The following is a 14,308-nucleotide window of genomic DNA, read 5'->3' on the forward strand; positions in this document are numbered from 1 at the left end:
GCACATACCGAGGCCCCTCCATCCCTCCCACTCCCTCCATCCTCTCGCTGTGTGCAGCGCGCTTACCGTGCAGAACGCAGACGATGCCGATTCGGCACTCTAATACCCGGCGGGCGTCACGTCACGCCGCCGGTCGAACGCGCCGAGGAGGTTGCCGTCGGGCTGGACGTGGATGGCCGAGACGGCGCCGGTGTTGCCGAAGGGATCGAGCGTCCACCCGAGCGCTTCGAGGCTGTCGAGCGCGGCCGGGCGGAATCCGCTGCCGGGCGCGCCGTCGGGCGCCGTCACGTCGGTCTCGTAGCTGAGCACGTCGGGCCGCCACTGGTGGTGGAAGCGCGAGGCCGCCACGGCCTCGGGGAGCGTGAGGTCGAAGTCGATAAGCCCGGTGATGGTCTGGAAGACCGTCGTGATGATCCGCGTGCCGCCGGGCGAGCCGACGACGAGGAAGAGGTCGCCGTCGGGGTCCTCGACGATCGTCGGCGTCATCGACGAGAGCATCCGCTTGCCGGGCGCGATGGCGTTCGTCTCGGCCGTCACGCTGCCCCAGAGGTTCGACACGCCGGGCTTCGCCGTGAAGTCGTCCATCTCGTCGTTGAGGAAGAAGCCCGCGCCGTCCACGACCACCTTCGAGCCGAACCAGTCGTTGATCGTCGTCGTCAGGCTGACGGCGTTGCCCGCCGCGTCGACGACGGAGAAGTGCGTCGTCTCTGTCGACTCGGGTGCCGGTGCGCCGGGCGGCGTACCCTCGGTGACGCGCTCGCTCGGCGTCGCGCGCTTCGGGTTGAAATCGGCCATCCGGCTCCGCATGTACGCTTTCGAAAGCAACCCTTCGACGGGGACCGTCACGAAGTCCGGGTCGCCGAGCCACACGGCGCGGTCGGCGTAGACGCGGCGCTCGGCCTCGGCCATCCGGTGCATCGACGCGGCGGTGTGGAAGCCGAGCGCGCCGAGGTCGACGGGCTCGACGGCGTTGAGAAGCTGGATGAGCGCGACGCCGCCCGACGACGGCGGTGGCATCGAAATCACGCGGTAGTCTCGGTACGTCCCACGCACGGGCGCGCGCTCGACCGGCTCGTACGCTTCGAGGTCGGCGTGCGTGATGATCCCGCCGCCGCGCTGCATCTCGGCCACGATGAGGTCGGCGGTGCGGCCTCGGTAGAACCCGTCGCGCCCCTCGTCGCGGATGCGGCGGAGCACGTCGGCGAGGTCGGCCTGCACGAACGTCTCGCTCGGGACGAAGTAGCTGCTGTCGGCTTTGACGAAGTAGCGGACCGTGCTCGGGAAGGCGAGGAAGTCGGAGCGGTAGCGGTTGAAGTGGCCGGCCTGCTTCTCGGTGAGGCGGAAGCCCTCGGCGGCGAGGCGGATCGCCGGGTCGAGGAGGTCCGCGCGGGACTTCGTGCCGTAGGCGTCGAGCGCATGGAGGAGCCCGGCGACGCTGCCGGGCACGCCCGAGGCGAGGTGGCCCGTCCGGCTCCGGCTCCGCACTGCTTCGCCCTCTTCGTCGAGGAACATGTCGCGCGTGGCGGCGGCGGGCGCGGTCTCGCGGAAGTCGAGCGTCGTCGCCGTGCCGTCGGCGAAGCGGAGCACCATGAACCCGCCGCCGCCGACGTTCCCCGCCTTCGGGAGCGTGACGGCGAGCGCGAACGCCGTGGCCACGGCCGCGTCGACGGCGTTGCCTCCGTTCCGCAACACTTCCATCCCCACCCGCGACGCCTCGGGATGCCCGGAGACGACCATGCCGTACCGCGCCGATAGTCCGTCGGTCGTGTCCGCGACGATGCGTGCGTCGCGCTCGACCGGCTGCACGCCGACCTGCGAGTCGAACAGAAAGCACCCGGCCAGCAGGACGGGCAGGAGCAGGAGGAACAGGCGGCGAGTCATCACGGACGGGCGGCGGTGAGATTTTGGAAGGGACGATGCGAAACTACCGGCGCACGCGCCCGGCGGCAATGCGGACGATAGACAATCGGACCGGGCCGGTGTCACGCGGAATCGTCCGAAATGCAGCATGAACGCGGCGCGGCCGTCATGGCGTCTCACCTTCGATCTCACGGCAAGATCCTTGTTGAGAATCGGCTGTACCCCGTCGCCCGGCGCTCCCGGCGACGCGCCCTGCCACCACACTCCCTCCCGCGATGCTTTCCTACAATCGATTCATCGTCACCATTTATGTCGGCGCCGGACTCGTCGGGCTCGCCGTGTTGATGGTGTTCCAGTCGGCCCCCTGACCGACACCGAGGGTTCTTGCTGCCCCGGATGGCGCGGCCGACGTGGAGATCGGCCGCGCCTTTTTATGTCCCGACGCTAGGTACACGACAAAACAAGGAATCGTCATCTCGACCGAGCGAAGACACGTGTGTCGGAGCGAGCGGAGAGATCTCCCACGTCGAGCCAATTTGCGCGGTGGGAGATGGGCTTCGCCGAGCCCTTTGGGACGTGTCCCTTCGGGGTTCCTCGACTCCGCTCGGGATGACGAGATCGAGATTTTGTCGTGTACTAAGGTCCCGACGTCGCTGAGCGCTCACGTGTTCACGCCGTCTGCCTCGCTCGGCTCCCGGCAGCGCTGGTATCTTCGGCCTCCCCACCGAAGGCTCCATGCGCATCCTCGTCCACGACTTCGCCGGTCACCCGTTCCAGGTCCAGCTCAGCCGCGCCCTTGCGCGGCGCGGGCACACCGTCCTCCACGCCTACTGCGCCTCGCTCCCCACGACGCCGCAGGCGATGGCCGTCGCCCCGGACGACCCCGACGGGTTCGAAATCCGCGGCCTCGCGCTGCCCGAATCCATCGACAAGCAGGCCTTCGTCAAGCGCTGGCGGCAGGAGCGGGCCTACGGCCGACTCGCCGCTGCGACGCTGCGCGACTTCCTGCCCGACGTCGTCCTTTCGGCGAACACGCCGCTCGACGCGCAGCAGTCGTTACTTAAAGTATCGCGCGAGGTGAACGCCCGATTCGTCTTCTGGGTGCAAGACTTGATCGGGCTCGCTGCCGAACGACTGTTGCGGGCGAAGATCCCCGTCGCCGGGGCCATCGTGGGCGCGCACTACGCCCGGATGGAGCGGTCGCTGCTAGAGCGGAGCGATGCGCTCGTGCTCATCACCGACGACTTCCGCGACGCCGTCCCCGCCATCCGCGCCCACGCTGACGCGCACGTCATCCCCAACTGGGCCCCGCTCGATGAAGTCCCACCGCAGCCGCGTGACAACGGGTGGGCGCAGGCACAACAGCTTCCCGACGGACTCCGCTTCGTGTACTCCGGCACGCTCGGGATGAAGCACAACCCCGCGCTGCTCCTCGGCCTCGCCGAGCGCTTCCCCGAGGCCGAGGTCGTCGTGATCTCGCAGGGCGCGGGGAGCGAGTGGCTGCGCGAGCGGCAGGCGACGGTGCCCAACCTCCGACTCCTCCCCTTCCAACCGTTCGACGACCTGCCCGACGTGCTCGGCGCGGCGGACGTGCTCGTGGCCGTGCTCGAACCGGACGCCGGGGTGTTCTCCGTCCCGTCGAAGGTGCTAACCTATCTTTGCGCAGGTCGCCCGCTCCTCCTCGCCGTGCCACCCGAGAACCTCGCCGCGCGGATCGTAGCCGAGCATGACGCCGGCCTCGTCGCCCCGCCGACGGACGCCGACGCCTTTCTCACCGCCGCCGAGGCCCTCGCCATCGACGCCTCTCGCCGCGCCCGCCTCGGCGCAAACGCCCGCGCGTACGCCGAGGCTCACTTCCACATCGAGACGATTGCCGACCGCTTCGAGGCCGTGCTGATCGAACCCCTCTCTCCTCCTCGCCCATCTGCTTCCCATGCTCGACCTGCTCCTCAACGCTGACGTCTACGCCCCCGCACCCCTCGGCCGGCGGCACCTGCTCGTCGGCGGCGGCACGATCCTCTACGTCGGCGAAGAGCGTCCGGAAGTCAGCGGGCCCGACGTGCGCGTGACCGACCTCGGCGGCTGGCGGCTGCTCCCCGGTTTCATCGACGGCCACGCCCACCTCACCGGCGGCGGCGGTGAGGCCGGGCCGCAGACGAAGGTCCCACCTGTCGCGCTCTCCGCCTTTACCTCCGCCGGCGTTACGACCGCCGTCGGCGTGCTCGGCACCGACGACCTCACGCGGACGACCTCGGAGCTCGTCACGCGCGTGCGCGCCCTCCGCGCCGAGGGACTCTCGGCCTTCTGCCACACCGGCGGCTACCACCTCCCGCCCGCGACGCTCACCGGCTCCGTCAAGAGCGACATCGTACACATCGACTGCGTGATCGGCGTCGGCGAAGTCGCGATCTCGGACCACCGCTCCAGCCAGCCGACGTTGGAGGAGATCGCCCGGCTCGCGAGCGAGGCGCACGTGGCCGGGCTGATGACGGGCAAGGCCGGCATCGTCCACTTCCACCTCGGCGACGGGCCGCGCGGGCTCGACCTCATTCGCCGCTGCCTCGACGAGACGGAGATCCCCGCCCGCGTCTTCAACCCGACACATGTCAACCGCCGGAAGGCGCTCTTCACCGAGGCGTGCGAGCTTACGAAGCGGGGCTGCACGATCGATGTCACGGCATTCCCGAAAGAGAGCGACGACGAGTGGAGCGCGGGCGAGGCCGTTCGCCGCTACCTCGACCTCGGCCTGCCGCCCGGCAAGATCACCGTCTCCTCCGACGGCGGAGGCTGCCTCCCGAAGTTTGACGCGGACGGCCGCGTGACTTCGATGGGCGTCGGCCGCGCAAGCGAGCTGATGGACGCGCTCCGTGAGCTCCTCCGTGCCGGTCGGCCGCTCGAAGCTGTGCTCCCGGCTTTCACGTCGAACGTCGCCACCCTCCTCCGGCTGTCATCGAAGGGCCGCATCGCCGCCGGGCTCGACGCCGACCTCGTCGTGCTCGACCCCGACGCGAAGGTTCACGGCGTGATGGCGTGTGGCACGTGGCACGTCCGCGACGGCGAGCAGGTCGTCCGCGGCACGTTCGAATAACCACCGGCGGCTTCGGAACCTCTCCACTCCACCCGACTCAACCCTATGCCCGCACACGGACCGGACGGCGCTCGCCGGGGGTACGTCATCCCCATCGGCGGTGCCGAAAAGAAGCGGCGCAAGCCTGCCATCCTCGAACGCTTCGTCCACCTCTGCGGCGGGGACGAGGCCCGGATCGTCGTGCTCCCGACGGCGTCCGAGCTCGACGACACGGGCCCGGTCTACGTCGACCTCTTCGAGCGACTCGGCGCGGGCTCCGCCGTCTCGGTGCGGATCGAGCAACGGGCCGACGCCGCGCGGCAGGAGTACGTCGACGAGACCGAAGAGGCGACGGGGATCTTCATTACCGGCGGCAACCAGCTCCGTCTCTCGACGATCCTCGGGGGCACGCCGATTGCTCAGGCCGTCCGCCGCCGCAACGCCGCCGGCGTCCACGTCGCGGGCACGTCCGCCGGCGCGGCGATCATTTCCGAGCACATGATCGCGGGCGGCTTCGCCGGGGCCACGCCGACGCCCGACAAGGTCACGCTCGCGCCCGGCCTCGGCCTCACGAACGCCTTCGTCATCGACCAGCACTTCCGGCAGCGCGACCGGCTCGGCCGCCTCCTCGCCGCGCTCGCGTACAACCCGTTCATGACTGGCATCGGCCTCGACGAAGACACGGCGGCGTTCATCGGCCCCGACGGCGTGTTCGAGGTCGTCGGCAGCGGGGCCGTCACCGTCGTGGACCCGAGCAACCTCGCGTACTCGTCGATGGGGACGGCGAGCCGGGGCGAAGCCGTCACGCTTATCGGGTTGAACTTGCATATTTTGACCCACGGCGACCGCTACGACGCCGCTTCGCGCACGGCCACGGCGGGTTCGTAGCCATATTCCAGACGCAGCATGCTGCGTCTCTACAGGTGCTCGGGGCGATGCCGTGACGTCCCGATCCGGGCGGCCACGGAGGATTGCCCCTACGGATGCCCGGCGCGGGGCCGTCCACCGTCTACTGACCACTGTCCACTGACACCCATGAACGTCCGCTCTACGAACGTCTACGTCGGCCCCAACGTCTACGCCAACTTCCCCGTCATCCGGCAGGTGATCGACCTCGGCGTGCTGGAGGAATGGCCGACGATGCGGCTCGGGCGGGACTTCGTCGACGCCCTCGTCGAGCGACTGCCTGGTCTGCAGGAGCACGGGTGCTCGTACGGTGAGCCCGGCGGGTTCATCCGCCGGATGACTGAGGACGAGGGGACGTGGATAGGCCACGTGCTCGAACACGTCGTCATCGAACTCCAGCACATCGCCGGGAGCGACGTGACGTTCGGGAAGACGCGCTCGACGGGGACCGACGGCGAGTACTGGATGGTGTTCGAGTACAAGCAGAAGGACGTCGGGCTCGAAGCCGCGCGGCTCGGGCGCGAGCTCCTGCTCCACCTCCTGCCCGACGACCTCAAGCAGCAGATCGACGGCGCGGCCGACCATGACTTCGACTGGGACACGGAGCGCGACGACTTCATCCGCTACGCGCAGCGGCGCGAGTTCGGCCCGAGCACGCAGTCGCTCGTCGACGCGGCGAAGGCGCGGGACATCCCGTGGATCCGGCTCAACCGCTACAGTCTCGTCCAGCTCGGCTACGGCAAATACCAGAAGCGTATCCAGGCCACCGTCACGAGTGAGACGCGGCACATCGCCGTCGAGGTAGCCTCGGACAAGGAGGACACGCGGAACATCCTCTCCGACCTCGGCCTGCCCGTCCCGAAGCAGGAGTTGGTTTATTCGGAGCGCGAGGCCCTGCGCGCGGCGCGGCGCATCGGCGGCCCCGTCGTGCTCAAGCCGCTGAATGCGAACCACGGGCGCGGCGTCTCGATCAACCTCACGACCGAGGACCAGATCCGCACGGCGTTCGGCGTGGCGAGCGAGGAAGGCCGCGGCAGCAGCGTGCTCGTCGAGAGCTTCGTCACCGGGTTCGACCACCGGATGCTCGTCGTCAACGGCCAGCTCGTCGCCGTAGCGAAGCGCGTGCCGGGCCACGTCGTCGGAGACGGCGAGCACACGATCGCCGAACTCGTCGAGATCGTCAACGCCGACCCGCGGCGCGGCGTCGGCCACGAGAAGGTGCTCACCAAGTTGCAGTTCGACGAGCAGGCCGAACGGCTCCTCGAGAAGGCTGACTACACGAAGGAGACGGTGCTGCCCGAGGGCGAGACCTTCTTCCTCCGCTCGACGGCGAACCTCTCGACGGGCGGCACCTCGATTGACCTCACCGACGCCTGCCACCCCGACAACCGCGACATGGCCGTCCGCGCCGTGCAGGCCGTCGGGCTCGACGTCGGCGGCGTGGACTTCCTCTCCGACGACGTCACGCGCTCGTGGCGCGAGGTCGGCGGGGCGATCGTCGAGGTCAACGCGGCGCCGGGTTTTCGGATGCACGTCGCCCCGAGCGAGGGGACGCCGCGCGACGTGGCCGGCCCGGTGATGGACATGCTCTTCCCCCCCGGCACGCCGAGCCGCGTCCCGATCGCCGCCATCACCGGCACGAACGGGAAGACGACGACGACGCGGATGCTCGCCCACATCCTCAAGTCCGGCGGCGCCGCCGTCGGGATGACGACCTCCGACGGCGTCTACATCGACGGCACGCTCACGGTGAAGGGCGACATGACGGGGCCGACGAGCGCGCGGATGGTCCTCCGCGACCCGACGATCGACACGGCCGTGCTGGAGACGGCGCGCGGCGGGCTCCTCCGCAGCGGGCTCGGCTTCTCGCGCTGCAACGTCGGCGCCGTGCTCAACGTCGCCGCCGATCACCTCGGGATCAAGGGGATCGACACGCTCGACCAGCTCGCTGAGGTGAAGCGGATCGTCGTCGAGGTCGCCACCGACTGCGCCGTGCTCAACGCCGACGACCCGCGCTGCCTCGACATGGCGAACCACACCGAGGCCGAGCACCTCTGCTACGTAACGCTCGACCCCAACCATGCGCTCGTCCGCGAGCACATCCGCTCGGGCGGCCACGCCGCCGTGCTCGAAAAGGGCATCAACGGCGACATGATCACACTCTTCGAGAAGGGCGCCCACCTCCCCCTCCTCTGGACCCACCTCATCCCGGCGACGCTCGAGGGCAAGGCCATCCACAACGTGCAGAACGCGCTCTTCGCCGCCGCGATGGCGCACGCGATGGGCCAGTCGCTCGACCAGATCCGCCACGGCCTCCGCACGTTCTCGACGAGCTATTATGAAGCGCCCGGGCGCCTCAACGTCTTCGACGAGCACCCGTTCAAAGTCATCCTCGACTACGCCCACAACCCCGCCGCCGTCCGCGCGATGTGCCACACGGCCGACCGGATGGAGACGGCCGGCCGCCGCGTCTGCGTCCTCGCCGCCCCTGGCGACCGCCGCGACGAGGACATCACCGAGATCGCCCGCATCGCCGCGCCGCACTTCGACCACTTCGTCTGCAAGCGCGACGACTCCCCACGCGGGCGCGGCCCCGACGAAGTCCCGACGCTCCTCCGCGACACGCTCCTCGCGCACGGCATCGCCGCCGACCACGCCGAGATCGTGATCGACGAGCAGGCCGCGATCGACCATGCGCTCGGCCTCGCGCAGCCCGGCGACCTCGTGCTCGTTTTCGGCGACAACATCGCGCGGTCGTGGAAGCAGATCATCCAATTCAACCCGAACGGCCGGCAGAACGGCGCGCCCGCCCCTGCAGCAAGCTCAGCGCACGGCGACGGGGAGGGCGAGTCGGCCTCGTTCACGCTCGGCGAGGGGCAGCAGTTCGTCCGCGACGAGCGCGGCGTCCGTCTGGCGAAAGATGAGGAAGCGGACTGATCTCCCCCCGCCGACACGCTAAACGATGACGCTCTCCTTCGACGACAGCCGCCGCCTCACCGGGCCGAACCTCTTCTCCGACCGCCCCGGCGCCGTGTTGCAAGCGGCGGTCGAAGACGTGCCCATCGACCGCGTCGTATCCGTATGGGAGCGTCATGCGAGGCGACTCCTCGACGCGCTCGGGTGGGCGGACAGCGAGACGTTCAGCAAGCCGTTCGAGGGCGGCGCGCACCTCGGATTTACAGCGCCCTACGACGCGCTCTACGCCGCGACGGAAGTCAACGAAGCTGCGTGGCAAGCGGCAGCCGCAGCGTTAACTGATGCCGACGCGCCGGACGACGCGGCGACGGTCGAGACGCTGCGCGCGGCCATCGCCGCCGAGCGAGCCCCGGGCCTCCTCGCCCTCCGCAGCGCGGCGGCGGAACGGGGCCTCGCCTTCCTCCCCGACGACGAGTTCGTGACGGTAGGGATGGGCACGGGCAGCAGGACGTGGCCCGCCGATGCCCTCCCCCACCCGAGCGCAGTAGACTGGGGCGCTCTCCACGATGTCCCCGTGGGCCTCGTCACCGGCACCAACGGGAAGTCGACGACGGTCCGGCTCGTCGCGGCAATCGCGAACGCGGCGGGGCGCACGGCGGGGCAGTGCTCGACGGACTTCGTCCGCGTCGGCGACGAAGTCGTGGAGCGTGGCGATTGGTCGGGGCCGGGCGGCGCACGAGCCGTCTTGCGCGACCCGAGGGTCGAGGTCGCCGTGCTCGAAACGGCGCGGGGCGGGCTCTTGCGGCGCGGGCTCGCGCTCGACCGGGCGACGGCCGCCGTCGTGACGAACGTGGCCGAGGACCACCTCGGCGACTACGGCATCACGTCGCTCGACGGGCTCATCGAGGCCAAGCTGATCGTGCGCCGCGCTGTCGAGCGCGACGGCCTCCTCCTCCTCAACGCCGACGACGCCGGCCTCGTCCGCTGGGCCGCGAGCTACGGCGGCGCCCTCTGCTGGTTCAGCCTCGACGCCGACGACCCGACGCTCGCCGCACACCGTCGCGCAGGCGGAACGGTCTGCTTCGTGGACGGCGGCGAGATCGTCTACGCCTCGGACGGCGAACGCACAGCCCTCCTCCCCGTCTCCGACGTGCCGCTCACGCTTGGCGGCGCGGCGCGGTACAACGTCTCGAACGCCCTCGCCGCCGTCGCCCTCGCGTTCGCGCTCGACCTGTCAGCCGATGCGGTTCGCACGGGGCTCCGCTCGTTCCGCAGCGACGCCCACGACAACCCCGGCCGGGGCAACGTCTTCTCGATCGGCGGCGCGCGCATCCTCGTCGACTTCGCTCACAACCAGCATGGCGCAGCGGCCGTCGCCGAGGCCGCCCGCGCGCTCCCTGCCGAGCGCCGCCTCGTCCTCCTCTCGCAGCCCGGCGACCGCACCGACCGCGAGATCCAGCGCTTCGCCCGCGCCGCGTGGGGCGTCGCTCCCGACCACATCATCATCGCCGAGATCCCCACCTACCTGCGGGGCCGCGCGCCCGGCGAGATCCCGGCGCTGATAGACGACGAACTCCATCGCCACGGCGCGACCGAGGAGCACATCACGCATGTCGCCGACCCGGTCGAGGGCGTGCGGCTCGCGCTCGATTGGATGGCGCCCGGCGACCTGCTGCTGCTGTTCGTCCTCAGCCATCGGAACGAGGTCTTCGCGTTGCTCCACGAGGCGCAGGCACACGCGGGCTAAGACACCCTAGTAACACCCTCCACCTTGTCATTGCGAGGAGCGCAGCGACGCGGCAATCTCCCGATTATATCAAACGGAAGGAGATTGCCGCGCTTCTTTCAGTCGCTCGCAATGACATATGGGGGTTCGTTTGGGACTCTGAAGCCGAGAGCAACCTTCGCCCCGCTCCGTGGTCTCCGAACGACGTCCCCGTCGCTCATTGCCGTCCGTATGCGCTACTTGCTGCTGCTCGCCGTCTTCCTGCCCGGCTGCGCCCTCCTCCGCTCCGGCCCCGCCAGGCCCGACCCGCCGTTCGTCCCGGTCCCCGGAGGCGCATTTGCGATGGGCGCGCCAAATGAAGCCGACGACACGTACGCCCGGCCCACCCACCCCGTCACGGTGGCGCCGTTCGCGTTGATGGCGCGCGAAGTCACCTTCGCCGAATTCGATCGCTTCGCGGATGCGACGGGCATCGCCCGGCCCGACAGCGGTGACTACGGACGCGGGGCGCGTGCCGTCGTGCAGATGACGTGGGATGAGGCCGCCGCGTTTTGCGCGTGGATCGACGCCCGGCTACCGACGGAGCCTGAGTGGGAGTGGGCCGCGCGCGGCGGCCCTGCCGACCAACGCTGGGCCGGCACCGACGACACCGACACGCTCCCCCGCTACGCCCGGTTCGCCGACGACGAGGCCCTGCTGACGACGGCCGCCGCGCTGCGCCAGCCGAACCCACTTGGGCTCTACGACCTCAGCGGGAACGCCTTCGAGTGGATCGGCGCGTTCTACCAGTCGTACCCCGAGCCCGGCGCCGAGCCGGTGTGGTACGACCTCGACGCCCCAGCGCAGGACCTCTGGATGGTGCGCGGCGGCAGCTTCCGCACGCCCGCCGAGCAGGTTCGCACGTTCGCCCGCGCCAGCACGCTGCGCGACATCCGCTCCGACTCGTTCGGCTTTCGCTGCGCCCGCTAGACGCTACGCCGAGCGCCGACGCTTCCACGCGCCGAGGTGGCCGAGGAGGTAGTCGATCGTGAAGGCGTGGCGCGAGCCGTCGGCGCGGCGGAAGACGACTTCGGACCAGCCGTGGAGCCCGACGGGGGTGTACGTCCGTCCGTCGATGCGGAGCGGGATGCCGGCGATGGCTCGAATCAGCACCTGCTCGTAGCGCGAACGCCGCAGCACGCGCTCGGGGAAGAGGTCGTCCCACAGGCAGAGGCGGCCGACGTCGTCGTACTCCGGCGGCCGGTCGGGCAATTCGAGCAGCGCCGGAGCCTCGCCGTGGAGCACACGCCGGATGAGCCGGAACGTGAACGGGTTCGAGATCGCCTCGATCGGATCGGAGAAGTGACGGCCGACCGCGTGCGCGATCTCGCGGAGCGACAGCGGCGTCGGCTCCAGCGCACGGGCGGTGAAATACGGGCGCTCGACCCGCCACACCGGCTCGTCGGGGTGGACGATGAAGGGGTTGCGGGGGAACCGGTCCTTCCGTGCGAGCCAGCCTTTGCGCGACGTGTGTGGCATCGGGCTGAATCCTTCGATCACCGGGAGTCCGTGCTCGGCAAGCGCGTCGAGCCGGAAATGCGGCCACTGCATCACGGCGCGCACGATGCCCGTGATGAGCGTGCCCGCTGCGATCGTAAGCGCCGCCGACGGCGTGAAGTCGGCCGTGATCTCGATGCGGTCGCCGCGCGGGCGGACGCCGATGCCCGTCGAGCGCTTGTTGGCGGCAAGCAGCATCACGGGGACGGGCAGGACGTAGCTCAGCAGGAGCGCGAGCTGCTCGACGGTCCGCTCGGTCCCCTGTTCTTCGGGCGGGAGCTCGAACGAGATGTTGTAGTGGGCCGAGAACCCGACGAGGCGGGCGTCGCGCCCCGTTCGCCGCTCCCAGTCGTCGAGCGCGCGGCGGACGGTGTGGATCGACTCCCAGAGCGAGCGGCCCGCCCGCGCCGCGCACCCCGGCTCGATCTCGATCACCGGCGTCGCCACCTCGATCACGCCCGTGTCGAAATACACCGCGCCGCCCGTCGGCAGGCTGTACGACGTGCCGACGCGGTGCATCAGCGGCCCGTTGAGGAACGCGCGCGGGTCACCGAAGAGGTCCTCGGGCTTGACCTCGCGGCCGTCCACGACGAGCGTGAACTCGGCCTCCATCCCAATCGCGGCGAGTTGGAGCCGGGCGGCGCCGGGGGCCTGCCCCTTCACGCCGTAGCGGTGGAGGTCTGATTTCTTATCCCCTGCTGCCATCGTTCGAAGTGGTCTATCCTTGCCGTGCGCAGCGCGCTGCGCCCCTACGAATGGTCCTGCTCGGCCGCGTCGAGGCCCGGCGCTTCGCGCGGGACGGTGACGGTGTAGCCGAGGTCGAGGTGGAGGTGGTCGTCGGCGAAGCCGGGGGCGTAGCCGTGCGGGCGGACCCAGACGGCGGGCAGCGCCTCGCGCGCGCGGTCGGCATAGCGCTCGATCGTGTCCTGCGTGTCGAGCCGGTCGTCGCCGACGCGGAAGATGTTGGCGGCCGTGCCCCAGCAGTGAGGCGAGGCGCCGTCGGTGAGGGCGTGCGCGGGCGAACGGTATCCGCCATTCGCCGCGATGTGGACGTATGTCCCGACGTGCTCGCGAAAGACGGCGAGGTGGGCGGCGAGGCCCGTGATCGCGCACGGCACGTAGCGCGGGTACCCGTGCAGCACGGCCGCCTCGCGCACGTCCGTCCGGATCAACTCGATGAGGTGGAAGCCCGGCGCGAGTTCGAGTTCGTGCGCCTTCTCGCGCGAGCCGACTTCGTAGAAAAAACGCGGCAGACGGCGGGTGCGGCCCTGTGCGTCGACGAGTACCTCGTCCGGCCGGAGCACGGCGCGCAGCGGTTCGCTAAGGTCGAGGCCGTCGACGAGCTTGAGACCGAGGTGTTGCACGTCAGTCATGGGGCACCTCCTCGGCGGTGACGTAGTCGTAGACGGCGCGCGAGATGTCGGCGAGTGTCGCGCGGCGGGCGTCGGCGGATGGCGCGGTCTCGGGGTCCCACTCGGTCAGGATCGCGAGAGCGTACGGGGCACGGTCAGGGAGGAAGACGAGGCCGGCGTCGTGCGTGACCGTCGAAATCTCGCCTGTCTTGTGGGCGACCTTCGCGTCATCGGGCAGACCGTTGGGAATGCCGCTCGTGAACTGCTGCGCGAAGAGGATCTCCTTCATCCCTTCCGTCGCGTCGTCGGAGATCGTTGCCTCGTGGATCGCCCGGAAGAGCGCAACGAGCCCGTTCGCCGTGACCGTGTTGTTGAGCCCAGCCTCCCACGCCGTCTCGTCCTCTACCCCGCGCACCACGTCGATCCCTTCGACCCCGTGTTCTGCCAGCGCCGTTCGTATCGGCTCGACACCAATGAGGTCCACGAGCAGATTCGTCGCGAGGTTAGACGAGGTCGTGATCATGTGGCGGGCGAGCTCGCGCACCGGCATCAGACGACCAATCGCCGCGTGCACATCCGCGTTCGCGTCGCGGTCGGTGGCGACGCGGTACGGCGCGCCATCCGCAGCGCTGAGGAAGCGGTTGCGGACGTGGAGCACGGCGGAAGCGGGCAACGTGCCCCGCTCGAACGCATCGAAGAGGGCGAAGAGGACCGCCACTTTCATCGTGCTCGCGGCGTGGAAGGGGCGGTCGCCGCGCAGGCTCCACGCCGTCTCGCCGTCGTAGTCGTGGAGCGCCACGGCAATCGTCTCGGCCCCGGCCTCACGGCCGATCTGCGCGATCTGAGTCTGGAGCATGGGGAGCGAGGGGCAGGGAGAGGAGGGGCCGTTCGTCGAAGCGGTCCCTCTAACGACCGATCCATCCGCGGGGTCCGTGCAGTTTAGAC

General features: G+C 69.9%; 10 protein-coding genes. 6 read left to right on the forward strand and 4 right to left on the reverse strand.

Features of this window, described 5'->3' with window-relative positions; genetic code table 11:
* Nucleotides 1-99: 99 nt before the first annotated feature.
* A complete protein-coding gene (gene ggt, locus ABJF88_03940; protein ID MEP0546059.1) occupies nt 100-1,881 on the reverse strand; it encodes a gamma-glutamyltransferase in 1,782 nt (593 codons plus the stop codon).
* 714 nt (nt 1,882-2,595) lie between these two features.
* Between ggt and ABJF88_03945 the strand changes: the two genes are divergently transcribed.
* From ABJF88_03945 to ABJF88_03970, 6 genes are all read left to right on the forward strand, one after another.
* Nucleotides 2,596-3,819, forward strand: a complete 1,224-nt coding sequence (locus ABJF88_03945) for a glycosyltransferase family 4 protein (GenBank protein MEP0546060.1) — start codon at nt 2,596-2,598, stop codon at nt 3,817-3,819.
* Entirely contained in the window at nt 3,794-4,948 is a 1,155-nt protein-coding gene (gene iadA, locus ABJF88_03950; GenBank protein MEP0546061.1) for a beta-aspartyl-peptidase, read from the forward strand. Before ABJF88_03945 ends, iadA begins: the two co-directional genes overlap by 26 nt.
* 45 nt (nt 4,949-4,993) lie before the next feature.
* The gene (locus ABJF88_03955; protein MEP0546062.1) at nt 4,994-5,815 is read left to right on the forward strand and encodes a cyanophycinase; all 822 of its coding nucleotides are present in this window, start codon (nt 4,994-4,996) and stop codon (nt 5,813-5,815) included.
* 147 nt (nt 5,816-5,962) lie between these two features.
* Nucleotides 5,963-8,770 carry a cyanophycin synthetase gene (gene cphA, locus ABJF88_03960; protein MEP0546063.1) on the forward strand — a complete coding sequence of 936 codons (2,808 nt, stop codon included), beginning with the start codon at nt 5,963-5,965 and terminating at the stop codon, nt 8,768-8,770.
* Nucleotides 8,771-8,795: 25 nt separating this feature from the next.
* The gene (locus ABJF88_03965; protein ID MEP0546064.1) at nt 8,796-10,496 is read left to right on the forward strand and encodes a Mur ligase family protein; all 1,701 of its coding nucleotides are present in this window, start codon (nt 8,796-8,798) and stop codon (nt 10,494-10,496) included.
* A 210-nt stretch (nt 10,497-10,706) separates the two neighbouring features.
* Entirely contained in the window at nt 10,707-11,444 is a 738-nt protein-coding gene (locus ABJF88_03970) for a formylglycine-generating enzyme family protein (protein ID MEP0546065.1), read from the forward strand.
* Nucleotides 11,445-11,447: 3 nt separating this feature from the next.
* Here the strand turns inward: ABJF88_03970 and ABJF88_03975 are convergent, their stop codons facing one another.
* Genes ABJF88_03975 through ABJF88_03985 form a run of 3 tightly spaced genes read right to left on the reverse strand, consistent with a single transcriptional unit; the run spans nt 11,448 to nt 14,219 of the window.
* On the reverse strand, nt 11,448-12,716 hold the full coding sequence (locus ABJF88_03975) for a hypothetical protein (GenBank protein MEP0546066.1): 1,269 nt from the start codon (nt 12,714-12,716) through the stop codon (nt 11,448-11,450).
* Between the two features lie 44 nt (nt 12,717-12,760).
* The gene (locus tag ABJF88_03980) at nt 12,761-13,384 is read right to left on the reverse strand and encodes a hypothetical protein (protein ID MEP0546067.1); all 624 of its coding nucleotides are present in this window, start codon (nt 13,382-13,384) and stop codon (nt 12,761-12,763) included.
* On the reverse strand, nt 13,377-14,219 hold the full coding sequence (locus ABJF88_03985) for a serine hydrolase (protein ID MEP0546068.1): 843 nt from the start codon (nt 14,217-14,219) through the stop codon (nt 13,377-13,379). Before ABJF88_03985 ends, ABJF88_03980 begins: the two co-directional genes overlap by 8 nt.
* Nucleotides 14,220-14,308: the final 89 nt, after the last annotated feature.

The sequence above is a fragment of the Rhodothermales bacterium genome (genome assembly GCA_039944855.1).
Classification (GTDB): Bacteria; Bacteroidota; Rhodothermia; order Rhodothermales; family JANQRZ01; genus JBBSMX01.

Bases quoted from the DNA above. Each gene is read 5' to 3' on its own strand.
- ABJF88_03945 (MEP0546060.1), top strand. From the start codon at position 2,596: ATGCGCATCCTCGTCCACGACTTCGCCGGTCACCCGTTCCAGGTCCAG.
- iadA (MEP0546061.1), top strand. From the start codon at position 3,794: ATGCTCGACCTGCTCCTCAACGCTGACGTCTACGCCCCCGCACCCCTC.
- cphA (MEP0546063.1), top strand. From the start codon at position 5,963: ATGAACGTCCGCTCTACGAACGTCTACGTCGGCCCCAACGTCTACGCC.
- ABJF88_03980 (MEP0546067.1), bottom strand. From the start codon at position 13,384: ATGACTGACGTGCAACACCTCGGTCTCAAGCTCGTCGACGGCCTCGAC.
- ABJF88_03955 (MEP0546062.1), top strand. From the start codon at position 4,994: ATGCCCGCACACGGACCGGACGGCGCTCGCCGGGGGTACGTCATCCCC.
- ABJF88_03975 (MEP0546066.1), bottom strand. From the start codon at position 12,716: ATGGCAGCAGGGGATAAGAAATCAGACCTCCACCGCTACGGCGTGAAG.
- ABJF88_03970 (MEP0546065.1), top strand. From the start codon at position 10,707: ATGCGCTACTTGCTGCTGCTCGCCGTCTTCCTGCCCGGCTGCGCCCTC.
- ggt (MEP0546059.1), bottom strand. From the start codon at position 1,881: ATGACTCGCCGCCTGTTCCTCCTGCTCCTGCCCGTCCTGCTGGCCGGG.
- ABJF88_03965 (MEP0546064.1), top strand. From the start codon at position 8,796: ATGACGCTCTCCTTCGACGACAGCCGCCGCCTCACCGGGCCGAACCTC.
- ABJF88_03985 (MEP0546068.1), bottom strand. From the start codon at position 14,219: ATGCTCCAGACTCAGATCGCGCAGATCGGCCGTGAGGCCGGGGCCGAG.